Genomic DNA, 26,868 nt, shown 5'->3' with positions numbered 1-26,868 from the left:
TCAATGCATGCCCAAATACAAATTCAATTGCCGAAAAATCAAGAGGCGAATAAGACCGATGTTACCAGAACAAAAGAAGGCTTGTTGTTATCATGGCCATTGAAAAATGGCTCGATTGCAGAACTGAATCTGAATTTCGATAATGACAAGCCTTTATTCAGTGAACTTTCCATTCTAGACAGCGGAAAGAGGACTAGTATCGCCAAATTGGCAGACCCTATATTTCTGCTCAATGAGGGGAGCCGAACGCTTAAACCAGAAAATGGTTGGACTATTTTTTTCGATAAGGTACATACCCGCCCCTATGAATCTCATGTGCTTAAATTAAACAAGAAGAGTGTTGAGGTATCAAAAAATGCTAATAGAACTGTTGTTTCTATTTCTGAGATAACCTCACCGTCTTTTAGCGGAAAGCTCGAGTTGACCATCTACAATGGTATTCCACTTTTTAATATAGCTGCCGTAATTTCTACCGATGAGAATGCAAAGGCTATTTTGTACGATGCGGGTTTAACATTTGACAGTGCAACCAACGTTTCTTATCTCGATAATGCAAATTCAAGATTTGAAACAGCAGAGGTTCAAGCCGACTCTGCCACCAATAAGGCGGTCAAATTTAGAACTGCTCTTGCACATGGCGAAAAAGGAGCGCTAGCCATTTTTCCACCACCACATCAGTATTTCTATCCCTTAGATGAGGCCTTTAATCTCAAATCGGTCTGGTATGGTAAAAATTATAGAGATATGGTGGGTAAGTTTGGTGTCGGTATCAGGCACGAACCTGATGGAGACAATAGGTTTGTACCTTGGTTCAATGCGCCCCCGAAGTCAGAACAACGACTCAATTTCTTTGGCTACCTAGGTTCTGAATCTCCCGAAACGGTCTTGGAAGAAATCAAGAAATTCACGAATGGCGATACCTATCGACCATTGGAAAATCATAAGACCCTTTCAAGCCATTTTCACAATGAGTTTATTATGAACGTAGTTAGGGCTGGCAAAGAAGTTCCTGAGAAACCCGAATTTGTTGATGTCTTTAAACATATGGGGGTTGATATCGTTCACTTGGGCGAATTTCATTACACGGCACATCCACAGGGGCCCGATAGTTTGAGATTGCAGGAACTAAAGGCTTTGTTCGATATGGGAGAAAGATGGTCGGATGATGAGTTTTTGCTGCTGCCAGGTGAAGAACCGAACGAGTTTTTAGGAGGACATTACATGGCTTTTTTTCCCAAACCGGTCTATTGGATCATGGCTAGAAATGAAGACCAGCCTTTCGTAAGTGAAATGCCAGATTTTGGAAAGGTCTACCGAATCGGCAATAGTGACGAAATGTTGAAGTTATTGGAATTGGAAAACGGATTGGTCTGGACGGCTCATCCAAGAATAAAGGGCTCAACGGGTTACCCCGATGCATACAAAAACGAAACTTTTTTTAAATCGGATCGCTTTTTGGGAGGTGCTTGGAAAGCCATGCCCGCAGATTTGTCGAAACCCAAACTTGGTTTACGCGTGCTTGACCTTTTAGATGATATGAACAATTGGGGACACCAAAAAAAGGTGTTGGCGGAAGCCGATTTGTTCACTATATCATTTGAGAACGAAATGTATGCCCATATGAATGTCAACTATCTTAAGATACCAGATTTACCTAGTTTCTCGGAAGGATGGGGCAATGTGCTGGACCAACTTAGTCAGGGCAGTTTCTTTTCTACAACGGGAGAGATTCGCATACCTACCTTCAAGGTAGATGGAAAAGAATCGGGAGAGTCTTTACAATTAAAGAATGGGAAAGCTAAAATAGATTTGGAGTTGGATTGGACTTTCCCTCTAAACTTCATTGAGGTTATCTCAGGTGATGGCAATTCGGTTTTTAGGGAGCGTATTGATGTGAACCACACTAATGCCTTCGGAACTGATAAATTCAGCTTTGAGGCAGAACTCAAAAATAGGAAATGGGTTCGTGTTGAGGTTTGGGACGTAGCTGCCAACGGCGCTTTTACCCAAACGGTTTATTTAAAGAACTAGATAGGTTTGCCTGAGCCGTTAAGAATTATTCCCTGACTTTTTTCTTGGTGGTAAACCAACCAATTACTTTGTTCGAAAGTTCCGCTGCTATTTCAGGATGCTTTTTTATAATAGTAGCGTTTCGTTTCTGTCGTCAGAATAAGGTCATGAATTCGTGATTTTCTAGAATTTTCCAATTGCGATTACGATGAAGGAGAAGAAATTGAACATAAGAAGAGTTCACTTCTTTTTTTGGATGACGTTATCTTTTAAAACCTGCTCCATGACCGATTTTCGGTAGTTCCTACCTATAGGTATGGCTTGCTGGTTGTTCAACAATAGTTGATGGTTTTCTACGGTGACTATTTTGTTTGAAGGAACGATGTACGATTTGTGTACGCGTAGAAACTTATCGGAATCTAGATACTCTTCAATTGTTTTTAATGGCATCAAGGTCATGTGGCTTTTACTTTCCGTCTGTAGGATGACATAGTTTTCCAATGACTTTATGAACACCAATTCATCCAATAGTATTTTCTGGTATTTGCCATCGCATTTCACAAAAAAATAATTGGATTCTGCGGAGATTTCTTGTTGCGAAGGATTGGTTTTGCCTTGATAATGACTAGCCTTTCCAATGGCTTTAAAAAAGCGGTTGAAGGTGATAGGTTTTAAAAGATAATCTATGACATCAAACGCAAAACTGTCCAATGCGTAATTGGGATAGGCCGTGGTAATGATAACCATGGGCAGATTGGAGCGCGACTTTAAAAATTCCATTCCTGTTAAATAGGGCATTTGAATGTCCAGGAATATTAAATCGACCTGGTTTTTTAAAAGAAACTGATCCAATTCCAGAGCATTATCCAAGGTCGCCAATAGATCTAAATGTTCGAGAACGACGATATATTCTGCCAGCACTTCCCGTGCCAACGGTTCGTCATCAACGATTACGCAGTTTAGTTTGGGCTCCATAACAGCTTAAATTCTACTTTAAAAACGTCTTCCAGCTCCTCAATTTTAAGGGAGTGGGAATTGGAGTACACCAAATTCAACCTGCGTTTGATGTTTTGAAGGCCTATTCCTTTTTCCGAGTTGTCCAATGTTTTAATATCCTTGGTGTTTTCCATGGTGAAATGCAGCTGCTCGTTGGTGGCCAAAAGGTTCATCTTTATAAAGTTCTTCCTTTTTTTTCCTTTGGAAACATGTTTAAAGGCATTTTCTACAAATGGAAGCAACACAAACGGACTCAATTCCTTTTTTTTGGTCGTTTGATTGTCAATTTTATAGGAAGTGCTTACCTGCTCCGCATCCAATCGAAGCGATTCCAAATCAATAAAATTTTGGATGAACTCCAACTCCTTTTCCAAGGGAATTTTATCATCATCACAGTCATACAATTGATGGCGCAGCATATCAGAAAAACTGGCTAACGATTCCGAAGCCAAATCTGGATTTTTATGAATCAAGGCAAAGATGGAGTTGATGGTGTTGAACAAAAAATGCGGATTTATTTGCGACTTTAAATATTTAAGTTCCGTCTCCAAACTGTCTTTCTCTACTTGTAATCGCTTATTCTCGGACTGCAACCAGTTTTTGCCCAGTTTTATGCTCATGCCCAAGGTCATACTGGCCACGGTGGTGGGTAATGCCCACACAAAGAAAATTTTAAAAAATTCATTGGTGCCAACCCCATACATTTCTTCAAAAGTTATGGGCGAAAGCCAGTCCGCAACATAATAACCACTGGTGATTATGGCATTGCAAGCCAAAATAGTGGCAACTACCAAAAGTAAGTAGAGTGCGAACCGCCTGCGGTATAGAAATTTTGGAATGAGGTAGTAGAGGTTAAAATAGACCCCAAGCATTTGAAAAATGAGATAGAAGTAAAACTTAATCGAACTATCGGTAAAGTATAGGTAATCATACACCCCTTTGAGGCTTCCAAAATTGATGATGAGCCATACCAAATGATAGACAATCCAAAACGGAATATGGTGCAATTTGTACCTGAAAATAAATCGGACTAAGGGCGATTGCTGCATACGATGACATACTTCAACCCTACAAATTATTCAATTTAGGCGAGCTTCAAAAGCAAATTGACCAACGGTTACATATACATGACGAATGAGTTACTTTGCCTTATTTTTTGAGAAAATGCTATTCTTCAATTTTTGACTGTTTTTGGTCAACAACATTCTTTTCAGAAAAGCTTGATGTTTTCATTTGGCGACAAATTCATCTTTATGAAATATTCGGCTTCTCACTTTTCGTTGTTGTTTTCTTTGTTTTTAGGATATTCCGTTCAGTCCCAAATTACAGGTACGGTGGTGGACCAAAATGAAAATCCAGTGCCTTATGTGAATGTGGTGCTGTATCAAGCTTCGGATAACAAATTGCTCACGGGAGCAGTTACTAACGAAGACGGAATTTTTTCTTTTGTTTTTGATATAGGAGGAAGTTTTAGATTGGGATTGAGCAGTTTAGGATTTGAGGATTACTCCTCCGATGTTTTTGAAATGGAAATAAACAGCCAAAAGGATTTTGGAAGAATAACGCTTCTTGAAAATGCCAGCCAATTGGATGAGGTAGTACTGTCCGCACGAAAAAACTTGGTTCAGAATACCAGTTTTGGCAAGGTCATTAACGTACAGAGCAGTATTATGACCCAAGGAAGCAATGCGTTGCAGGTGCTTGAGCGTTTACCAGGAATTTTTGTAGATAGAAACAACAATCAATTCAACCTAAATGGGCAAACTGGCGTAACCATTTTGTTCAATGGGCGAAGAATGCCTTTGTCAGTTGAAGAAGTTATGGAGCTGCTTTCGAGTACTTCCACCGAGAATATTGAAAAAGTGGAAATCATAACTTCACCTAGCGCAAAATATGATGCTGACGGTGGGGCAGGGGTATTGAACATTATTTTTAAAAAGAACGAATACGAAGGGGAACAACTCAACTTAAACGCTTCGGTCGGGGTTGGAATCAAACCAAAGGCCAATACTTCATTACAATATGCCTTGGGCAAGGGCAGTTTTGCATTCAATGCCTCGTACAGTTTTATGCACAATCAAGGGAAGAATGGCTTTGAGGGCGAGGGAACCCAGAACATGGCCTTTTTGGGTGGACAAAATTTTGCTGAATTCGCGACTTACTTCAATTTCACCAACAATACCCACAACCTGAATACCGCCTTGAATTACCACCTCAATACGTCCACTGAAATTGGAGCTGATTTCTCGTTTATGCATGGCAACAACAATACGGTTTCCAATATCAACAATCGACGGCAAATTGAGGGTGAGGAGCCTTTTAGCTCCAAATTGACCAACATCGGCAATAGTGACAAAAACAATTTCATTACTTCGGTTTATATGGCAAGCCAGCTTTCCGAGAAATCAAAATTGAATGTGGATGCCAGTCTTTTGTCTTACGGAAATGACAATCCAGCCTTGACCATCAGTCGCTATTTTGATGCCAATGGAAATCCCATAAATCCAGATAACGAAATTTTTACCGAAGGTAACCGTGGGCAAAGCAAATCAAGCATTGGCCTTGGTGCCATAAAAGCAGATTACGCGCTGGATTTGAATGAGAATCTACAATTGGAAATTGGAGCAAAGGCAAGTTATGCCAAAAATGAAAACGATAGCAGTATTGAAACCAATGTCGATGGAGAATGGCAGGTGGACCCACGTTCGCAAAGTGTCATTTCAAGTGATGAAAAACTATGGGCAGTTTATTCGCAAGTAGCAGTGTCCTTAAACGAGAAAGCTACGTTGTATGCTGGACTACGCTTTGAAAGTTGGCACAGGACCATCCATAATGCCACGAGTGACTTTAAAATCAATCAGTTATTTCCCTCGCTATCGTATGACCGCAAAATTGGGGAAAATAGCTCCTTGGTTCTGGCGTATCACAGACGAATTTCACGACCAGCATACAACGATTTGGTGACCAGTTTGTATTACAATGACCCAACGGCCATCTTTACGGGTAACCCGTTGCTCAATCCCTCATTTTCAAACATGCTTCGAACAGACTATACCACCCGAAACTTTAGTGTTGGTTTTTCGCTGCAAGATGAAAAAGACCCGATTTTAAGAAACCAGTTCAGTTCTACGGCTGCCAACGATATTTTGATTATTTCCCCTCAAAATGCTGAATATCAAAAAAGTGTCAATCTGTTTGCAAGCACAAATTTTTCTTGGGCCAATTGGGCAAGATTTACACTATCAAGCACCACTTCCTATCGAAAATACAAACTCGTGCATGTTCCGAGTCCTCTTGAGAATTCTTATCTATTTCAAAGCCTAAATTTTAGCCAGACCGTTGATTTACCCCAAGAATGGAATATAGAACTTTCGGGCTGGTACAATTTCCCTTCCTTTAACGGGTCACACAAAACGCAAGGTTTCGGAATGGCCAACTTCGGGTTGTCAAAAACCTTCAAAAACAATGGGGGCACATTGAAATTTATGGTGACCGATATTTTTCAATCCTTCAAAATAAACACGCACAATGGGTCCCTTCAACCCATAATTTTTGATATCGATACCAAGTCGGTCTATCGGGATGAATCCGCTTTTTCACGAATTTTTATGTTAGGCTATTCCAGAACTTTTGGCCAAATGAGTGGACGGAAAACTCGCGAAACGAAGGTTAAAGAAGAATTGGAGCGGGTTGATTAAGAAGTCAATTTTTTAAGGCATAGAAAGTCGACTAGAAAGCAATCTGTGAATCCTTTCGAGGAATGATGAGCTTTCCAGAGCTAATATTGGTTATTCCCTGACTTTTTTCTTGGTGGTAAACCAACCAATTACTTTGCTTGAAAGTTCCTCTGCTATTTCAGGATGTTTTTTTGCAATATTGGTTGTTTCGTTTCTATCGTCACCCAAATGAAACAATTCTTTCTTGGAGCCATCTGAATTGACCAAAAGTTTCCAAGGGCCTCGTCGAATGGCCAAGTGTTGGCTTTGATGATGTGGTTGTTTAGGTCGGTTGAAGTGTTTGTTGCGGCCAAAATCCCACATCAAATCGGTAGTTCTCTTTTGTGGTTTATTTCCTAAAAGCGCTTTACTCATATTCTCGCCACTGCCCTTATAGTTTTGAGGTATTTCGGCCCCTGTAATGTAGCTGATGGTGGGCAGTAAATCTACGGAGCTTAACACAGTTTCACTGTCTACTGTACCTGCTTCGATTTCATTAGGCCAATGAGCCAAAAAAGGCATTCGCACACCTCCTTCATACAAACTGTTTTTGGCTCCTCTCTGGCTGTTGGTCCTAATTTGTTCAAAAGTAGGGTAGGCACCGTTATCGCTAGTGAAAATGATGAGGGTATTATCGAATATTTCTAAATCTTTTAAGCCTTTGATCAATCGGCCGATTTGTTTGTCGTATTCCTTTAATACCTGAACGAAGGCCTCTTTGCCCGTCCATGCTTGTTTGTCATCATAATAGTTCTCGCTAGGTATCCAGGGGTCATGCATATCATCTGGCCATAGATTCACAAAGCAGGGCGATTTTTGGTTTCTGGAAAGAAAGTCCAAAGTTTTGTCTACAAAGTACCCTGTTCTTTCCCAACGTTTGATACTGTCTTGTTCACTCCATATCCAATTCGATGCAGTTATCAACTTATCCGGGTCAGGACCTTCATAGGTAGTTACATACTCATCAAAGCCGTACTCGGTAATTTGTGGGGCATCGTCTACATCTCTTCCTCCGCCCAAATGCCATTTACCAATGTGTCCTGTTTTGTAACCCGAATTTTGGAGCATTCTCGCCATTGAAGGCCATTGTGGGTCTAAAAAATCGTATTGCTCGTGTTTTTTGTTCCCTTCTCGGCTATGTAAGTATGTGTTGATGCCAAGCTCCGTTGGAAAAATACCTGTTGTGATAGCAGCCCTGGAGGGGGAGCATACAGGCGATGCGCTGTAATAGTTATTGAACTTGACACCCCCGGCGGCCAGAGAATCGATATGCGGTGTGGTTACCCAACCACTGTTGTAGCATGATAGATCGCCGATGCCCATGTCATCGGTATAAATAATTATGATGTGGGGCCTGTTCGACTGCGCAATAGTTTGATTCCGTAATAGAAAAGAAAATATCAGAACAAGCGAACAAAGTATGTTTTTAGGTTTGATCAAGCGATTGGTTTTTATGGTAATTGAACTTATCTTCTAGTCTTAAGTTTATTCGAATAATACTCACCAATGGCAAAACCTTCATCTTGACCGTTGGCGATAGCTGGCATGTAATGGATACCTCCATAAAAACGACTGATGGCTGCCTCGTTAGCGGCATCCCTAAACGATTTAAAATGACGTGTAGGCAGGCCGAACTCTTCTTCTGTAGAATCTGCAAACTCAAAATTCTCCCCGAAAAGTTTGGTCAAAATAATAGCCGCTCCAGAAGACACTACACTGTGACCGCTAGTATACTCAGGAAATGGAGGAGTTTGGAGTACCGGTAACCAGTTCGGGTCGATATATTGATTGATATAAGTTTCTGGCCTAATGACCGAACTGCGGTATTTTTCATCCCAGCAGCTGATGAAGCAATCGGCTAGGGTGACCGCCAATGAAGCATAGGCTTCCGCTGATTCTACGGCAGAGGCCTTGGCTTTTTTGCAGACCAAAGAGGTGATGTTCATCCAATGTCCGTTAGGTGATATCTTTTTGGTGGCGAACATAACATGCCCGCGAACGTTCATTTTGAAAGGGTTACAGTCCCAAAAATTAGCAATCTCATTCTCTTCGGGCGTATTGTTTTTCACTTGCTCATAAACATCAATGACATCCTTGTAAAACAAACTGGTACTGTCACGTGAAAAATCTGGGGGAGCTACAGGCTTAAATTGCTCTGCAGAGTCGATCATAAAGGTTCTAAGTTTGTTCCAGTTGGGTTCAATGGCCTTCATATAAGCAGGAGGCGTAGGTTTCCAGTAGCCTTCGCCACTTTTGACACTATAATCGGGCATTGACCTGATTTGGGAATATTTGTCTTTTGCGGACCATTGGAGAACGTGCTTTGCTACCATGTCTCCGTAAGCAATGGAATTATCGAATATTTTCTGGGGAATACCATTCTCTTTGATTTCCGCTAACAATTCCTTTTCAAAAGTATCAATGCGTTCTTCGGAGATGACAAAGGCCTTACCTGTGGTAAGAACGGCGTGAATGGCTGCTAAGGTAAGGTCGTATTTTTTATCCTTATCCAAAGAAGGGAAGGCTTCAAGACCATGAAGTTGGCCGGCCATTGATATATATTTTTTATTACCCTGAATAAGGGTTTCATAGGCAGCTACCGAAACATAAGCATACGTTCTGCTGGTCACGGGGGGCGAATATATATCGTACACCATTACATCGGTAACCTGCTTAACGGCCCGATGCAAATAATCGGCTTCTTCACTGGCAGAAAGTTTCTTATAATTGACCGGATGTTTCGAAGAAACGGTCAGCATCATTAAAATTGCCAATAAACTTAATCTTTTCATTTGTGGGGTTTTGTCTTTAAAACCGCCTTAGCGGTGAAACTAGTTCTTTAAAATTGGGTTAGTAAGAATTCCGACTATAGGGCCTCTCTTTTCTCTCCTTTAAAATTGGTGATGGTAATTTTGGTAGCACCTTCTTCTAAAGGAAGCGTTCTTGAAGACTGAGAAAGGTAGCTAGATCCATATTGAAATTCTACCCTTCTGCGACGGCCATCTTTAAACCAAATATCGGCAGAAAAATCGTCGGGTTGAATATGTACCCACTTCTTGGTTTTATTTGAATCTTTTTGCAGTACAATAAGTTCATCTTGGTTTTGGGTGGCAATATAAAGGTCTTTCTGGTCGGCTATGTGTACCCTGGCCAACCCCTTGGCATCACCCTCTACATAAAATCCGGAGTTTTGTAACTGCATGGGTTGAAATCCTGAATTTTTAGAACCTAATAGACATAGCCCATTAAAGGCATCGTGGCGACCGCTGTAGGGATCCATTCCGTAATCGTTGCCAACCATGAGTATATCTAAATAACCATCTTCATTGATATCTTCGGCCATCATACCATAAATTGGGGCCGCTTGTGCTTCATTGGGCAAGGGAGACATGGTGAATTGACCATTGCCCTTGTTTTCAATAAAGGAGGTTCTCATTTCGTTGGCCTCTAAAATGATGGCTCCTTCTTTTTGGGCTTCCGTCCATAGTTGATCCATGTCGGCCATACCGTATGAGGTATAGGTAGGAAATTTTTTTCTCATGCTGACTACCTGGCCTACCAAATCGTCACGTGATGGTATCGGATAAGGTTTGCGTATTCCATCGTCGCCCATCATATAACAAAAAACGGTTCCATCAAAAGATCCATTTTTATCCATGTCTTTGGCAATGATGGTCATCGGTTCTTCTGGGGTAGCTTCATAATTTGTGTTGAGCCCTAAGTTTCCGGCTACATAATCCATGTCACCGTCATTATCAAAATCGCCGGCTACTAAGCTGTTCCACCAACCTTTGCGGTTTTCGACGCCCGTTTTTATTTCGACCAGCGAGTCTCCGGTGTTTTTGAAAAAGGTAATGGGCATCCACTCACCGGCCAAGATAAGGTCTGGTTTTCCATCCATATCAAAATCGCTCCAAAGAGCATCCGTAACCATTCCAATGCGTTTCAATTTAGGGCTATAAGTCTCGGTAACATCAACAAATTGACCGTTGTCGTTACGGAATAAGAAGCTTTCCGGAGCTTGCGGATAGGCTGCTGAAACTACTCTACCACCTACAAAAAGATCAAGGTCGCCATCCCCATCAAAATCAGCGGCTTTTACACAAGACCCATTGGTGAAATCTTTAGGAAGGTTGTTGGCCCGTGTAAAGTAACCTTTACCATCATTTAGAAAAAAGCGGTCATTGCTGATTTCGTGCCTAGCAGGTATTTCATAGCTGCCACTAACTAGGTAAAGGTCTAGGTCGTTGTCGTTGTCGGCGTCGAAAAAAAGTACGCCCATATCTTCATAAAGAATGTCTTCTTTTTGGGAGAAACGATTGGCATCTTTTTTAAATGTACCGTCACTATTTTGCATAAAGAACACTCCTGGGTTATCGGAAGAGCCACTAATATATAGGTCATCATGACCATTACCATCAATATCGCCCACGGCAATGCCCGGCCCATATTGACTTAATTTATGCGGAATGGTTGGCTGAATATTGAAGTCTGAAAAGTCTGTTTCTTTTGGGGTGTAAACCAATTGATGTTCGGAAGAAGCGTCGGAGAAAATGGAGTTGTCAAAAGAAGGCTTACTTTCTTTAACGGATGTCGCATTCGAATAATTAACTGAAATCTGGTTTTCAACGATGTTGCTTAAAAGTTGCGATTTTCCATCGGGCCACTGTACCCGCAAAGAATCAACCTGGGCCGCGTTGCCGATACCTAAATGAATTCTGGAATCATTGGTGGACAGATAACCTCTGATGGGGTAATGCTCAAAATATTGCATTTTACCGTTGGAGTATACCTTTATGGATGCCCCATAACCATCAGGATTTTTGGCTGGGCCTTTAATGGATACCGATACATGCCTGTCCGGAACGTTCAGGGTATTTTCATAGACAAATGCGGTGTCATTTATATTGTTTACTAAAACGTCAAGATCACCATCATTGTCAAGGTCGGCATAGACCCCGCCATTAGAAAATGACTTTTGATCTATCCCCCATTTTTTAGAAGTATTTTTAAATCTGGAACCATCGATATTTTTAAAGGAGTAATTAGCCAATTTAACCACCGGTAAGCGGTCGGTCATTTCAAGAGTGTAACTCTGTGCTCCTGCTGTTTGCCCACTTTCATAAGCTATGTAATCCAAATCAGTAACGTCTTTAGGCAAACCATTGGTAATGATGAGGTCTTTATAACCGTCATTATCAAAATCCGCAGCAAGCGGGCACCAACTCCAATCGGTTTGGTAAATACCTGACATAAATGCCTGATCGGTAAATACAGGGTGGCCGTTAGGGGTAGGCCCGCTGCTCAACTGAAGCACATTACGAACATATTGGTGGTTGTAGCTGTACTGTTGGTTGTTGATGTAATTGTAATACTCATTACCACTCAGCATTCGTTTTTTTCGAAGATTGTTCTCAGGAAGCATCTCCAACGAAATAACATCGGGAAAACCGTCATTGTTAAAATCGACTACGTCGGTACCCATGGCGTTCCATGCCGTGTGCTTGAAATAGTTGTCTAACTGATTGGTAAAAGTGCCATCTTGATTGTTAATATAAAGCAGGTCGTTTGATACAAAATCGTTCGCGACATAAATATCGGGCCACCCGTCGCCGTTAAAATCACTGATGTTAGCGGCATGTCCCCATCCCTCTATAGTGATTCCTGCATTTTCTGAGACATTGGTGAACGTATGGTCTCCGTTGTTTCGGTAAAGGCGGTCTGTATTTTTTGCAGAACCGTCGGTCAATTTCGCCCGATAGCGAATGGGGGTGCGAGAATCATAAATTTCATTGGTGACGAGATACATGTCCAGATCACCATCTTGATCGTAGTCAAAAAAATAGCCTTGTGTACTATATCCATCATCGGCCAACCCATACGATTTGGCCGACTCTTCAAAAATGGGAATTCCCTTTTTGTTGGTTCCTTTATTGATATACAAGAGGTTGGTTCTGCGTTCGGAGTCATTTCTAAATGAAGCCGCGACATAGATGTCTAGCCAGCCATCGGCATTAATGTCGACTACAGAAATTCCCGTACTCCAATGTCCTTGCCCATCAACGATTGCCTCTTTAGTAACATCTTTGAAATTAAAATTTCCTTGGTTGAGGTAGAGTTTGTTTGAGACCATGTTGCCGGCAAAATAGGCATCAATAAGTCCGTCATTATTAAAATCGCCCATGCCGATTCCCCCTCCATTATAAATATTGGCCTGGTTGAGAATATTGAGGGTATCGCTTTCTGTCAATAAATTATTGAATTCAATTCCGGTACGGCTTGCCGGATGCAGTTTGAAAAGTGTGTTGCTGTCTTGACACCAAATAAAAAATGGGGCCAGCAACAAGAGCATTAGTAGTCTGAGTTGATAGTTAGTTTTCATTAGTTTGAGTTTTCTTGTCAATAACAGGCGGATATAAAAAATCCTGAATTGGCAAAAATTGGTAGTTAAATTGAGAAAAATAAAAATAGCTTTTGGCATCAATAGGTACTTTACAAATTGATTCTATTCCTCAACAATTTGATTCAACATAATAAAAATGGGCTTTTTCGTGTCATTTTACGGGTGAGTCCATAGCTAGTTACTGCCAAAAGGAGTGATTCTGACAAAGAATTAAAAATTTTATTGAAAACCCAATATGGGCTTCCGACGTCTATGCTATATAGGTTGGGGAGCACATCGATACCCCTAGTTTACACTTAAAATGATAGCTTTCACATTATTTTAACATTTAAGACCAAACCGTCCTACCAATCCCTCGTAGGTATTAGTGTATTAACCTTAAAAACAGATTGCCATATGAAAAAAAATATAGTTAGGGTAGAACCTATTGGTAAATCAACAAATCGCCGACGATTTCTGAAATTGGGAGGTTTAGGCGTTGTTGGAGCGGGGCTTTTGGTAGCCTGTAGTGATGATGATAATGGTATGGGTATGATGCCTGATCCAGACCCGGAACCGGATCCAGATCCGGACCCAGACAAAATTTTTGATTTAGGGGAAGGAGATTTAGGCGTTCTTAATTATGCTTACGCATTGGAGCAGCTCGAAGCCGATTTTTACACAAAGGTTGTGAATTCGTTCTATGGCAATATTTCTGATGAGGAAAGACAAGTACTTACCGATTTATATTACCATGAGGTAAACCACAGAGATTTCTTCAAGGCGGCTATTACAGCTGCTGTTGATGGTAATACCGATTTGGTGCTTCCTACTTTGGAATTCGATTATGGTAACCTCGATTTTGGAAATAGAGAGCAGGTATTAACTACGGCCAGTGTTCTTGAAGATACCGGTGTTGCCGCTTATAATGGGGCAGGCCGTTTGATTGCTGACCCAAATTATCTGTTAATTGCAGGTAAGATTGTTTCGGTAGAGGCTAGACATGCTTCGGCCATACGTACGCTATTGAATCCGGGGTCGGCAGACTTCGCCGGTGACGATTATGTAACCGCAAGTAACGGACTCAGTGCTGCTCTTGACCCTTCAGCCATATTGGCTGCCGTGGGCGATACAGGTTTCATTACCACGAAGTTCACAGCTAACAATTTACCTTAAACACTAAAAGAAGAAAATTATGAATATTATAAAATTTTTAGATGGATTTACGAACGAATCCCTCCTCAATAAAAAGGCTAGTAGACGAGATATGTTTGGTTCTCTCGGCTCTATGGGTAAGAAGGCAGCCCTTGCGGCAATCCCATTTGGTATGGCTGCAATGCCCAAAAGAACATTTGCTCAAGAGTCAGGCAATGACCCGGTCAGTGCCCTACAATTGGCGTTAACTCTTGAATATTTAGAAGACGAGTTTTACGATTTGGCTTTGCAATCAGGAGTTTTGCCTAGCGGTAGACCAGAAACGGTGTACATGCAGATTTCTAAACATGAGCAGGCCCACGTAGATTTTCTGATCAGCGGATTGGAAGGCGCAGGAGTAACCCCAGTTGAAAAACCGACTTTCGATTTTACGGCAGGTGGCGCCTTTGACCCGTTCAACGAATATGGCGTAGGGCAAGAAACCGCCTACGCACAATTATTGGCATTGGCGCAAGCTTTTGAAGACACAGGTGTAAGAGCCTATAAAGGGCAAGCCGGTAACCTGCTTGGTTCTGATTTTCTAACTGCCGCATTGCAAATACACGCCGTTGAGGCCATGCACGCTTCGGAAGTTAGAAGGTTGAGAGGTCTTAAAGGATGGATTACCAATAATGAAAGAGGCGACGGAATGCCAGAAGCGACCCAAGCGGTTTACAATGGTGAGGAAAACGTTACTCAAGGTGGGGTAGATGTTACTACACTTGGTAGTGATGCCGCTTTCAGTATGGAAGCATCGACCGAAGCATACGATGAGCCACTTTCAGGTGATGATGCGGTTGCAATAGCAAGCCTTTTCATCGTAGAATAACGAAGAATATAAAGCAGCTCCTTTTATAGAACCCTCTCTCGTTTCGAGAGAGGGTTTTTTAATTGCTGCCCACCAGGTATTTTCATTTAGCTTGAGTCATATTTCTGATTAACTGGAACATAGAAAGTAGCAGTACGTCGTATAATTCTAAAGTTGTAAAAATCTTCTTTTTGGGATAGGACCCAAGAAGATTTAAAAAAATTGTGTAGAATTACATTCTATTAACAAGTTGCTCCCACTTAGATGCTATCTGAATATTCAAGAATTTGTAAAGCGACTAAATAATTGACATTCAATCACAAATGATGTAATTATTTCAGATTTTGCTTCGTAATAGGAAAGACGAGAACCACTTTTGAATAATCCTCCAAATTAAATACCCAACTAACTCACGAATAACAGACTAACGCTACTTATTACCGCTTCAGCTATTTTATTTCAAACGTTTTCGTGCAAAAATCAAAAGGAAAAACCAGTACAGGAAGAAACAAAGGAAATCGCTTCTGTCGAAGAGCAACTTTACCGGCCTAATTTCCATTTCACTCCAAAAATCGGTTGGATGAACGACCCAAATGGTATGTTTTATCTTAACGGAAAGTACCATTTGTTTTATCAACATTACCCAGACGATAATATTTGGGGGCCTATGCATTGGGGCCACGCCATTAGTACCGATTTGATTAAATGGGAACACCTTCCAATAGCCTTATATCCCGATGAGTTAGGGTATATTTTTTCGGGTAGCGCTGTGGTCGATTATGAAAATACCTCTGGGCTTGCCAAAAATGGAGAGATACCCATTGTTGCCATGTATACGTATCATGATCCCAAAAAGGGTGATGAAGGCAAGATTGATGCGCAGACCCAAGCGATTGCTTACTCTTTAGATGAAGGGAAATCATGGACGAAGTACGATGGAAACCCGGTAATTGAAAATCCTGGCATTAGAGATTATAGGGATCCAAAGGTTACTTGGGATGAAGAACGCCAACAATGGGCCATGATATTGGCTGCAGACAGCGAGATGATGATTTATACCTCAAAAAATTTAATCGATTGGACGCTAACGGACCGATTTGGTAAGGATGTGGGCAGTCATGACGGCGTCTGGGAGTGTCCTGATTTATTTCCGATGACAATCGAAGGAACCGATGAGGTGAAATGGGTGATGTTGGGCAGCATCAGTGGGGGAGCACCAAACGGAGGAAACGGAACTCAATACTTTATCGGTGATTTTGATGGCGAAAAATTCACTTTAGACGACTCGTTTAAAACAGCACTCGCCGAAAAGCATGACTTTTGGATTGATTTTGGAAAAGATAATTATGCCGGGGTAACCTGGTCAAATGTTCCAGAGGAAGATGGGCGTAAAATATTTATAGGTTGGATGGTCGATGGTCATTATGCCAATCAAGTACCGACCACCACTTGGCGAAGTAGTCAGAGCATACCTCGCACACTTCGGTTGATTTCCGAGAACGGAGTGCCCATGCTTAGGTCTGAACCTGTTGACGAGGTTCGGAACTTTATTGATAAGGGTTTGGAAGAAGGAACGGTTTCGATAAAAGAAGGTGAAGAGAAGATTTTAGGAGGTGAAGATATTGATTACTCCAAGGCCCGTATTGCCTATACTCTGCCCTCAATCGATGAAATATCATACACATTTAAATTATCTAACGAGAAAGGGGAAGAGTTGCTTTTTGGTTATAACTCCGATGACAAACAATTTTTTGTCGACCGAAGAAAATCGGGGATAGTAGATTTTCACGATGAATTCGCCGAAAAAATATCAGTGGCGCCAAGGTTATCGGAGAAATCAGTTCATGATGCCGAAATTCTTTTGGATAAAACGTCCATTGAATTGTTTTTTGATGGGGGTTCTACGCCTATAACAGAAATTTTCTTTCCAACGACGCCTTACGACCAGTTATCCGTAATATCAGAGAATGGAGAATTGATTTTGGAAGATTTAAAAATCGACCAGTTGAAATTTGATTGAAACAAAAAACCCCTCATAAAGAGGGGTCTTCTGTGATCGCGGAAGGATTCGAACCTTCGACCGTCTGCTTAGAAGCCGCTTTAATACCAAATCTTCCAAAAACCAAAATCGATATAATTTATTGCATGTCAATGTGTTACATTTATTTTGACCTCATTTGGAATCAATTGGAATCAATCATTTGTTTGCAAATTGTTTGCAAATTTTTTTGCTAACTTGAAGTAAATGAGAACATATTTGACCCTTTTACTGGATACAAGAAGAGCAAAAAAAGATGGCACCTACCCTATAATTTTTCGCCTCACCCATTTGCGAAAAACAACATCCATCGCAACTGGTTTTTCAATATCCGAAATATTTTGGGATCATCAAAAATGTTCCATTAAAAGAAACTTCCCTCGCACGGAATCCATTGCCCGATTGAATACGCTTTTATTAAAAGAAGAAGCTCGTGCAAATGACATTCTCAACAAACTTTCTGATCAAGGTAATTTAAACTATTTGTCAATTGTTGAAGTGAAAAATCGAATCACAAGAAACAGCACCTATGAATCCTTTTTTGAATTTGGGAATTCTGTAGTTGAGGATTTAAAGGCGGCACACAGATATGGGACGGCCAGACATTATAAAGGCATTTTATCGGTCTTGAAGACCTTCAATAAGGGCAAAGATCTTAAGTTTAATGAAGTGAATTACTCCTTCATCAAACGCTTTGAAAAATATCATTTAGCAAAGGGAAATAGTTGGAATGGATTATCTACTTACTTACGCGGCTTACGAGCACTCTTCAATAAGGGTATAAAAGCGGGATTAATTGAAAAGGAAGCCTATCCTTTTATGAATTATACCATAAGACAAATTCCAACCGAAAAACGAGCTTTGGAAATTGAAGATATTAGAAAGATTCTAGAATTGGAAATTCCAGAGGATCAAGCATTGTTTAGATATCGAAACTATTTCATTTGTTCCTTTTTTCTCTATGGTATGAACTTCACGGACATGGCCTACCTCCAAGTAAGCAATATAGTGAACGGTCGTATTAAATTTCGCAGAAAGAAAACGGGAAAACTATATGACATAAAAATAACCGGACAACTTTCAGAAATCTTGAACAGTTATTTGAAAGGAAAGAAAGCGGCGGATTACATATTTCCTGTAATAAAACGAGAAAATCCTGCTAAACAGGAACGAGAGATTAATTGGGAAAGGCAGCGTTATAATCGTGGGTTAAAAACAATTCAGGAGTTATGTGGAATTGAGCAGAAGCTTACAACCTACGTTAGCAGACATAGCTTTGCTACACAAGCTATGCTTCACAACATTCCTTTGGAGGCCATTTCTGCCATGCTTGGACATAGTAAGCTGAATACAACTCAAATCTATCTCAAATCCTTGCCGACTACTATCCTGGATGACTACAACGAGAAATTAATTGAAGCTATCTAAAGTTATTCACGACAATTTAAGGGAGGTCGTCATGACTGGAAGTAAGCAGTAATAACAACTAACTAAAAATCAACACTTGACACTTTGTTTCGATACTGATTAACCGAACTCTAAACTGTCTGTAAAACAGGACATTCACCGCTAAATTATATGAATATTCTGCATTATAAAAATAAGTATAATTATGTAATTCTTCCACCAATTCCGGTTTGCTCAGAATAAATGGTTAATGATTCTACTTCCTTCCTCTGGCTTTCTACAGTGTCATTGCCACAATTCCCAAAATTGGAAAATAGGAATCTCGACTGTTCTCATAGAATCTATAGTGCTTTTCACAAAATGGTTTCTCTAATCTTCGGTAACTCACTACGCGAATCAATCAATAGCTACTAAAAGTGGTCTTTACAGAAGAGCCTTCTCTTGTAATAGGTATTTTAAAAATCTATGACTTATATCAGTACAGTTCTATCTTCTGAATGGTGTTTAATATTATTAGTATTTTCAACTATACCTTAGGCAAAGGCAGCAGTGACATTTTGAAAGACCACAGTATATTCCTCATTATAATATCGAATATTTTACTGATTAACTCTTATGTCAGAAATATGCCCAAACGCCACGGGGAACAACAAGTTCATCTTGCCAACTTTTTTATATCTAAATATGGAAATCAAGACCATATCAGTCACTAGATAAAAGTGTTTTTAAAAATGTAAACTCCTAAAATTAAGGTCTAATTGAATTTTGCAATGTACCTGTAGCCTTACCCTTTTTAGGACAACTCTAAATTCAGTATTTTTTGATTAAATGATTCTGGTTTTTCATTGAAATCATCTATTGATCTCGCTAAAAATTCCTTTGGTGATTTATCTCCTAGGGATTGATGCGGATGATTGTTATTATAATCTATCTTCCATTTGTTGGATAAGGATTTTAACTGGTATAGATCATTAAACCAGTAAGCATCTAGGACATCTTCCCTCTGAAATCTATTAAGTCTTTCAATAGAGCCATTTTGCATTGGTTTTCCTGGCTGAATAAACTTGATCTCGATTCTTTTTCTTTTACACCACTGGTTAAAGGTCTTGGAGAGAAACTCCGGTCCATTGTCACAGCGTATAGTTTTTGGAAGGCAAATCTCTTCCTCCAGTTGTTCCAGGGTTTCAACAACCTTTCTGGCTGGATAATTCAGCGCAGGATCCACAGCCAGGGCTTCCCGGTTACCATCATCCATTACGTTCAAAATACGCACCTTCCTGCCATCGGATAATGTGTCTGCCATAAAATCCATACTCCAGCATTCGTTGAGATGCAACGGAACTTCCAGTGCCTGTTTGACCCTGGAAATCATCCGCTTTTTATGCTTGCGTCTAAATTTGAGCTTCATGCTCCGGTAAACCCTTAAGACACGTTTACGGTTCCACTGAAGGCCTTCGCGACGGATACGCTTGTAATACTCATCAAATCCACGGGTGGGTAAGGCTGCTGCCAGCCCGGAGAGCTTGTCAATTACCTCCTTGTCATCCTTTTTGCTGCGGTAATACCACATTGAGCGTGTCAGGCTTAACACCCAACAGGCCCGCTTTACCGATACCTCCTACTGTTTTATGAGATAACTTGCGCGATGTTGTTTGTCGGAAGGCCCTAGAACTTTTTTGAGAGGACATCTTTGAGCATTCTGATATCCAGACCGGCATCGGCATAAATCTGTTTGAGCTTGCAATTTTCTTCCTCCAGCTCTTTGAGACGTTTTAAATGGCTGGTCTCCATCCCGCCATACTTCTTTCGCCAGTAATAAAAAGTGCTCTTGTCTATGCCCAGTTCCCGGGCAATTTCCGCAGTACTTCTTCCTTGATCATTTTCCTTTAAAGCCTTGATGATCTGGCTCTCTGTAAACTTGGTTTTTTTCATGTGACAGTTAAAATTTAAAGTTAGAAAATCTGAATTTTAAACTGTCCTATTTTTAGGGAAGGCTACAGTGCGATATGAATTTTAAAATCGCCAAGACTAGATATCAATAATAAATAATTGTACATTATCTACATCCTCGCCGAACCTAAAAACCTTCTCATTTTTGGTTTGGTTCGGTAGACCATAATTGTTGTAAGATGTGGCTTTTATATATATAAATGGAGAAAAGGTATTATTTTTAAGATTCTTTATATTAACAATCCATTTACCCCCCGTTTCTACATCAAAGAAAAAATCTTGATATAAATATCCGTTTTTGTTCATCTCGGGATTATCAAAATTTGACCAATCATCATAACCCCCTAAATCGTTCTTGAATTGAAATGTTAGATCAATTTTGGAAACATTCCATTCAAGGACCAATCTTCTTACTTGGTTGTCTGAACTTACTGACTTTACGTGGTTATTTATATTAAGCCCCTTCCATTTTGACATTATTTTCTCAACTTCCATTTCGAATGGGTAATCTGCCCCTAAGCTCTCCACTTCATTTTCGGGTAAAACTTTAAGCATATTTTTATACCTCACATAGTAATATACCGCAACACGGTAATTTCCGATTTCGGCATAGCAATTGACCAAATCCCTATATGACTGGGCCATCTTTGGTTGAAGGCGCAAAACTTTGCAATATGCGGAAATGGCCCTTTTATAAGCATTAAACTCTTCATAATAAAATGCCACTGCTCGCAGGACAGGAAGGTTTTTTGAAAAATCAGTCTCGACACGTCCTAAAATTTCGGTAGCTATATCCAAATCTCCCCATTTGTCATAAAAGTATCTGGAAGACTCTAGAAAATAGTATGGATTGTCCACGTTCTCGGCAATTTTCAATTGGTATAGTTCTATGGCCATGTCTTTCGAGTCAGCCCGTTCAAATCCACAGATAACGTTTGGTAGAGTATTTCTATACATAGAGACTGTATTGACCGCACTTATTAAACTGTCCTTTAAGGTTTCATTATTATATCTCCTATCTACGCCCATGTCATCTATCTTTGCCTGGCCTTTCGTATTAACAATAATAACACCCTGAGAACCTTGCGGACCGTATCTTGCGGCGGCGGCACCTCTAACCAGCACAGCAATCCTTTCTATATCATTGGCATGAAGATACGTGGGTGCTGTTTCCTGTATAATTCCATCGACATCGAAAATTGCTGCATTTTTTGGCTCACTGTAACTTAATTTTTGTAAAAATACCTTGACATGTCCATCTTCCCTTACAACCTCCATTCTAGGATAGAAAGATTTGAGGGAATACAAAAAATCAGGCCCTGCAGTAATTAAGTCCGAACCTTGAATTATTTGAATCGGATAAGACATTCTGTCCTTATCAATAATGCCCAATCTTGTCTTTATAAGATTTGGATTTAACATATAATTTTCGAGCATGGACTTTTGAGAATGAGATTTTTTCTTTTCCAAAACCACCTCATCAAGTTCAGTAGTACCAATTTCCATTTGAATATTCAGGTCTTGGGTCTCAGCTTCAACCAATTTTTCTAAGTTTTCATATCCAATATGCGAAAACAACAACACCTCCCTACGGTTAATTTCAATTCGATATCGTCCATTACTATCGGTTTGTGTACCACTTGGAGTTCCTTTTATCTTAATATTGACGTTAGCCATAGGTTCACCTATAGTATTCCTAACTATGCCTTTAACCGAGAAATTTTGCGTTTGCGAGTAACTAAATCCCGTAATCATGAAACAAACAATCGAAAACAATATATGCCTAAGTAAATGTTTAGATATTGCTTTTAAAGCCATCAACTAAAAAATTAAAAGATTATATATATTTAAATCAATTTTGTATAACTACACATCACCTAATGTAAGAAAATTCTATTAGATTCTTTTTTCCAAAATTTTACTCGTTAATTTTCCTATTATCAATTATTATTGGATGCTCCAATTCATCCCATTCAACTGGGTTTGCTCGGTATAGTAAAATCTTACATGAGCAATATCCTATGTAAGCATTTCTCCAAATGGGAAATCAATCCTTCTTAAAAGTAGAAAGGATTCATATTTTAAACTTTTTAAAAAATGCTTATTAGATTCAGAAATTATAAAAATTGATAGCTCCTCCTTTACTCAGTTATCTCTAACCTGGCACCCCAACAGTAAAGAAATATATTTTCAAGAGTTTAATCCAAAATCATTGCTTTTTCATTTATATAAAGTCAACTTGGAAACGCTTCTAAAATCCGAGGTAGAACTACCACCTTCCAATAGTGCGATTCCCCCGTTGGAATGGTCAATATCGGGGAAATATCTAAGTTACTTAGGTTCTAATCGAAAATCATATTTATATGTATATGATAATGACATTAAGAAAATTGTTCGGAAAATTCAAGTTAAGTCTCCTTACGCAAAATTTAAATGGGCTGAAAGTATTTATCTGAGGGGTTTCAAGCCAAGTAATGGAAAAAAATTATCCGACACAGATTTAGTAGAATATGTCGAACTACTAAAATCTAATAAAGTAAAATACGTTTACCTCTTTGCCGGACCTTATAAGAGGAATGGTCATTTGCCAAAATATCCATTTTCAAAAACTGCTCAAGAGAGCATAAAAAGCTTCAAAAATATTATCCTCAAATCGTCATTCTTCCATGGTTAGGTGGGGTACAAAATAAAACTGTCTTTCTTCAAGACTCTATTTGGGTAAATAAGGCGCTTAAGGACACTGAAAAATTAGTTTCCTTCCTCGGAACACCGAGAATTCACCTTGACTTTGAGTGTATTATAAAATGAAATCCTTATTTGGATGCAAATATTCAAGAAGAAGAGTTAGACGACAAAATCAAATATGCCAAAAAATGTAAACAATTTCCATAAACAGTTACGTAGTTTATTACCTGATGCATTTATTTTAACTGTTGTAGTTGCAACTTCCCCAGACACCAAGCCATGGAAACGCAAAACCACAATCAAAGAACTTACGATATTAATAAAATACATTGACCAACTTTCATTTTTGTTTTATGACACCCATATAAACTCTCAGAATATTTTTGAAAATAATTGTGTGAGTCAAATAAAAGATATCGAAGAACTAAAAAACCAGAACTCCAGCACCCAATTTTTAGTATCGATAGGAACATTTGTAAACCGTCCTGAATTAAGGGAATTTCGTAATCTTAAAATTGAAAATATCCCAAATACACTTCAAACAATTAAAAAAAGTATTTTAATTGTAAATGACTCAATCAAATTAGTGGATGGCATTTCTATTTATTATGATTGGCAGACTGAAAAAAGTGAGTGGAAACAATTTAGAGAACACTGGGCAAATTGAATAATAAAGCTATTAAAGCGAACGAAGCCATGTTTAGCGATGTAAGCGTCCCAAATCTTACCCCCAACTTTTGCGCATGGATCCTATCGGGTTTTTGTAGTGGTCCGGTAGATAAGCGTAAAGCAAAAACCCGATAGGGCGCAACCTACCTCTTGGATTTCAGTAACCCATATCCTCACCCGTACCCCTAGCCTTGTCAATACCTCTTCCAAGGGCCTTTATGATCTTGGCCGCCATCTGTACTTTATTGGTCGGTATACTGGGAGCCTTGACCCCCATTGTTTTTAGTAGTTTGAAGGCCATGTCCTTTTCCTTGGTGGGCAGTCCCATCACCTTGGCAAAGAACTTCCCCGGTTCCTTGGCATGAGCCTTTCTCCCAACATAGGATTCCACATAGTTCCTCTTGAACCCTGTTGTCCTGTCAAAGGTCCTTTCGGCCGATTGGTAAAAACTGTCCCTATCAAATCCCCTCCTGACCGTCCTTCCGTTCAGTTCCACTTCGGATGCTTTGTGCTTCGCCATTGGGGAAAGCGTATAGGTGTTCGTCACGTCCCTTCTACTGACTATGATATGGATATGGGTTTGTGGCCCCTCTTTTTGCATTCCGCCAGCCACCATTTGTCCGTTCTGTTTATGTGGGGCCAATCTTTCTTGCTCTTTGATCCTCTTTTCAAGCTCATTGACATTCCCGATGGTTTCGCCCCGTTCCACTTTCCGTATCTCGTTCCTGAGCCTTGCTATCTCCCCTCGGTAGGGTGCATTTTCCTGTACCTGTTTGTCAAAGCCCCGATAGGTGCGTTCATGCTCTATCTTGGCATAATATTTCAGATTCTCGGCCTTGACCTCTTGGTTACGATGGAAACTCTTGGCATAGTCCTCCATGAGCTTTCTTGTGTATTCCCTTAGCAGGTTTGGGTCATTTCCAATAGCCTGTAATTCCCTTTTATTGGGACTGACCACTATGGAGTAGAATTTTGGGTCTTTCTGCCTAAGCTTGGCCGTATTGGCATCTATTTCATCGATGACCGTTTGAGGGCTTAAGCTGTCGTTCTCTTGGTCAAAGAACTCTTCCCTTTGTTCGGGCAATCTATCCTCGTTTTCCTTTTCCAGATAGTCCACATAGTTCCCTACACTGGAGTTGTAGGTACTTCCCATTTTCTGTGCTGAGATGGTTAGGTACATGAGCGTTATCTTAATTGATATTTCAGGCTTTCAAAATCACCAATGCCCATATTTATTTTCAAGTACGGCTTTCCCATCATTGGCTCCACCTTTTCCACATTATCGATGATTTCAGTACAACGCTTTTTGTATTCTTTGAATTCTTGCAACATTCTATCATGCTCTGTTTTCGGAACAGTGTTTCTAGGCTCCAAAAAATCCTTTCGCTCTTCTTGTATCTTGACGGGTTCCCGTCTCGCTTTCCTCCCAATTTTTACATAGGCCTCATAAAGTATCAGTATCATTTCATAGGTGGGCCGGATACTGGTCTTTTCCATGTTCTTGATAATGGCGATGAGCCTATCGATTTTTTTCATCATTTGACGCTCCAATTTTTTGATACTGTCAACAATAATCTTTGTTCCCTCCCCAAAAGGTTCAAGGTTGTTCTCCTTGAAGTAGTGTACCATTCCATCCAATACCTCGCTATGGGATTTGCTGAACTTTTTGGAATAGGTCCGAAAACGTGTGGCCGTTTCTTTCCTAATTGTGATATTGGAATAACCACCGGTTCCTTTATTTGCTCTATCATTGTTTTTTTGCTTTTCCATAGGTGCGATTTTGTTTTTTAGTGAAATTGCGTCAATTTTTTCGTCAAAAATCTTCAGTGTTTACAGGGCTTCCCAAAGGGTTTACTGTAGATTTTGGAAAAGTCTACTGTAGCCCCTGATTTTGCGCAGTATTCCAAAATCCATTCAATCAACTGGTTTTCAACTTGTTGAATACCTGAAAACAACCGTGATGGCGCAATCTGCGCATCACCCTCTTGCTATTCCTTCGTCCCGCAAGCGGGACCGAATAAATACAGCTTGATTGAAAATCAGCTGCCACATAAATATTCTTTGGTTTGTACGGACTTTTGGAAAGTCAAATCAAATAATCAATGCCGTACTATTTGTGTTCCAAGACACTTTATAAATATATTCAATTTTATTCATTTTCTTGTTGTCCAACAACCAAGGTAGATTTTACATATGAATGAGGCTTGGTATCCTCTTTGACAGAAATGGGAACATAACGGAAAAGACAATTATAATACGGAAGCTTTGTTCTCCTAATCTAATTTAGTCTCGGTAATAACTTTTGTCTTGGCAAGAGAATCATGAAATTTATATCCTTTTCTTTCAAAGAAAAAGGATATTTATAGAGCCCCCCTATTTTACATCAAAGGAAACCCTAAAACTCTTCTTGAAGTTGATGGTATTTCCTATCCCATAAACTTTAAAACGTGTATATTATCCAATATAGGGAATGTATCTACGGATAAAAAGGGGCTTAAGGGAAAATCCTATAGAATCACTAAATCAGTTAGTCTTTTTGATTTGGGTTCAAAGGACAAGGATTCTATAAATCAATACAGAGAAAAACAGTTGTTGAATTTAAAAGGAGAACATCGTGTGGTTGATTTTTATTTTGATAATAAAATCAACAATGTGAACCTTCAAGAATTATTATACCAAAATGGTGACACATTACTTTTAAAGGCAAAAATACAGGATGGGAAACTCGTTCCATTATTCTAAATTAAAAGTACTTCCCTAGAAATTTTGATTCAACTTTTTCAACAAGAACCTTCAACTTGAGACAAATACCTACAATTTTTGTTAAAAACGTTAAAATTTATCCCTGTTTGCAAATTGTTTGCAAAAAAATAAGCCTCAGAAAGTAAAACTCTCCGAGGCCCTATGATTACTGGTGATCGCGGAAGGATTCGAACCTTCGACCGTCTGCTTAGAAGGCAGATGCTCTATCCAGCTGAGCTACGCGACCGAATATTGTAATGGTCTGAATGTT

Annotated in this window: 17 protein-coding genes and 1 tRNA gene; 7 read left to right on the top strand and 11 right to left on the bottom strand. The window is 39.7% G+C overall.

The window, feature by feature from the left end; genetic code table 11:
* Positions 1-27 precede the first annotated feature (27 nt).
* Positions 28-2,031 carry a CehA/McbA family metallohydrolase domain-containing protein gene (locus IL356_RS00755; RefSeq protein ID WP_205601272.1) on the top strand — a complete coding sequence of 668 codons (2,004 nt, stop codon included), beginning with the start codon at positions 28-30 and terminating at the stop codon, positions 2,029-2,031.
* Positions 2,032-2,250: 219 nt separating this feature from the next.
* Here IL356_RS00755 and IL356_RS00750 read toward each other — a convergent pair whose 3' ends face one another.
* Positions 2,251-2,985 carry a LytR/AlgR family response regulator transcription factor gene (locus tag IL356_RS00750; RefSeq protein WP_121847687.1) on the bottom strand — a complete coding sequence of 245 codons (735 nt, stop codon included), beginning with the start codon at positions 2,983-2,985 and terminating at the stop codon, positions 2,251-2,253.
* Positions 2,970-4,055 (bottom strand): sensor histidine kinase, encoded by a 1,086-nt coding sequence (locus tag IL356_RS00745; RefSeq protein ID WP_121847688.1) that lies wholly within the window; start codon positions 4,053-4,055, stop codon positions 2,970-2,972. The genes IL356_RS00750 and IL356_RS00745 overlap by 16 nt, the downstream gene beginning before the upstream one ends.
* Positions 4,056-4,259: 204 nt before the next feature.
* Here IL356_RS00745 and IL356_RS00740 point away from each other — a divergent pair, with 204 nt between their 5' ends.
* The gene (locus tag IL356_RS00740; RefSeq protein WP_162987797.1) at positions 4,260-6,704 is read left to right on the top strand and encodes an outer membrane beta-barrel family protein; all 2,445 of its coding nucleotides are present in this window, start codon (positions 4,260-4,262) and stop codon (positions 6,702-6,704) included.
* A gap of 90 nt (positions 6,705-6,794) precedes the next feature.
* Here the strand turns inward: IL356_RS00740 and IL356_RS00735 are convergent, their stop codons facing one another.
* From IL356_RS00735 to IL356_RS00725, 3 genes are all read right to left on the bottom strand, one after another.
* Positions 6,795-8,162: a sulfatase-like hydrolase/transferase gene (locus tag IL356_RS00735; RefSeq protein WP_205601273.1), complete on the bottom strand. Its 1,368-nt coding sequence runs from the start codon at positions 8,160-8,162 to the stop codon at positions 6,795-6,797.
* 26 nt (positions 8,163-8,188) lie between these two features.
* A complete protein-coding gene (locus IL356_RS00730; RefSeq protein ID WP_121847691.1) occupies positions 8,189-9,514 on the bottom strand; it encodes a vanadium-dependent haloperoxidase in 1,326 nt (441 codons plus the stop codon).
* Between the two features lie 74 nt (positions 9,515-9,588).
* Complete coding sequence (locus IL356_RS00725) at positions 9,589-13,104, bottom strand: VCBS repeat-containing protein (protein WP_162987798.1); 3,516 nt, start codon at positions 13,102-13,104, stop codon at positions 9,589-9,591.
* Positions 13,105-13,521: 417 nt separating this feature from the next.
* On the opposite strand from IL356_RS00725, the gene IL356_RS00720 reads away from it, so the two are divergent.
* The 4 genes from IL356_RS00720 (at position 13,522) to IL356_RS00705 (ending at position 18,572) form a co-directional block, all read left to right on the top strand.
* Positions 13,522-14,280: a ferritin-like domain-containing protein gene (locus tag IL356_RS00720; RefSeq protein ID WP_121847693.1), complete on the top strand. Its 759-nt coding sequence runs from the start codon at positions 13,522-13,524 to the stop codon at positions 14,278-14,280.
* A gap of 19 nt (positions 14,281-14,299) precedes the next feature.
* On the top strand, positions 14,300-15,127 hold the full coding sequence (locus IL356_RS00715) for a ferritin-like domain-containing protein (protein WP_121847694.1): 828 nt from the start codon (positions 14,300-14,302) through the stop codon (positions 15,125-15,127).
* A 415-nt stretch (positions 15,128-15,542) separates the two neighbouring features.
* Entirely contained in the window at positions 15,543-17,126 is a 1,584-nt protein-coding gene (locus tag IL356_RS20275; RefSeq protein ID WP_121847695.1) for a glycoside hydrolase family 32 protein, read from the top strand.
* Between the two features lie 225 nt (positions 17,127-17,351).
* The gene (locus IL356_RS00705) at positions 17,352-18,572 is read left to right on the top strand and encodes a site-specific integrase (protein WP_121847697.1); all 1,221 of its coding nucleotides are present in this window, start codon (positions 17,352-17,354) and stop codon (positions 18,570-18,572) included.
* Positions 18,573-19,344: 772 nt separating this feature from the next.
* On the opposite strand, the gene IL356_RS00700 is transcribed toward IL356_RS00705, so the two are convergent.
* The 3 genes from IL356_RS00700 to IL356_RS00690 form a co-directional block, all read right to left on the bottom strand.
* A complete protein-coding gene (locus IL356_RS00700; RefSeq protein ID WP_121847698.1) occupies positions 19,345-20,121 on the bottom strand; it encodes an IS3 family transposase in 777 nt (258 codons plus the stop codon).
* 95 nt (positions 20,122-20,216) lie between these two features.
* On the bottom strand, positions 20,217-20,483 hold the full coding sequence (locus tag IL356_RS00695; RefSeq protein ID WP_121847699.1) for a transposase: 267 nt from the start codon (positions 20,481-20,483) through the stop codon (positions 20,217-20,219).
* Between the two features lie 96 nt (positions 20,484-20,579).
* Positions 20,580-22,256, bottom strand: a complete 1,677-nt coding sequence (locus IL356_RS00690) for a tetratricopeptide repeat protein (protein ID WP_225621357.1) — start codon at positions 22,254-22,256, stop codon at positions 20,580-20,582.
* Between the two features lie 1,108 nt (positions 22,257-23,364).
* Between IL356_RS00690 and IL356_RS00685 the strand changes: the two genes are divergently transcribed.
* Positions 23,365-23,853, top strand: a complete 489-nt coding sequence (locus IL356_RS00685) for a hypothetical protein (protein WP_121847702.1) — start codon at positions 23,365-23,367, stop codon at positions 23,851-23,853.
* A gap of 159 nt (positions 23,854-24,012) precedes the next feature.
* Here IL356_RS00685 and mobB read toward each other — a convergent pair whose 3' ends face one another.
* The 3 genes from mobB to IL356_RS00670 form a co-directional block, all read right to left on the bottom strand.
* Positions 24,013-25,035, bottom strand: a complete 1,023-nt coding sequence (mobB, locus tag IL356_RS00680; RefSeq protein WP_121847703.1) for a MobB family relaxase — start codon at positions 25,033-25,035, stop codon at positions 24,013-24,015.
* 5 nt (positions 25,036-25,040) lie between these two features.
* Positions 25,041-25,625: a BfmA/BtgA family mobilization protein gene (locus tag IL356_RS00675; RefSeq protein WP_121847704.1), complete on the bottom strand. Its 585-nt coding sequence runs from the start codon at positions 25,623-25,625 to the stop codon at positions 25,041-25,043.
* 1,142 nt (positions 25,626-26,767) lie between these two features.
* Positions 26,768-26,844 (bottom strand) — tRNA-Arg (locus IL356_RS00670).
* Positions 26,845-26,868: the final 24 nt, after the last annotated feature.

This window comes from Euzebyella marina (genome assembly GCF_014855515.1).
Classification (GTDB): Bacteria; Bacteroidota; Bacteroidia; order Flavobacteriales; family Flavobacteriaceae; genus Euzebyella; species Euzebyella marina.
The sequence above is the reverse complement of the archived record's forward strand: the minus strand, read 5'-3'. Positions and strand labels throughout refer to the sequence as shown.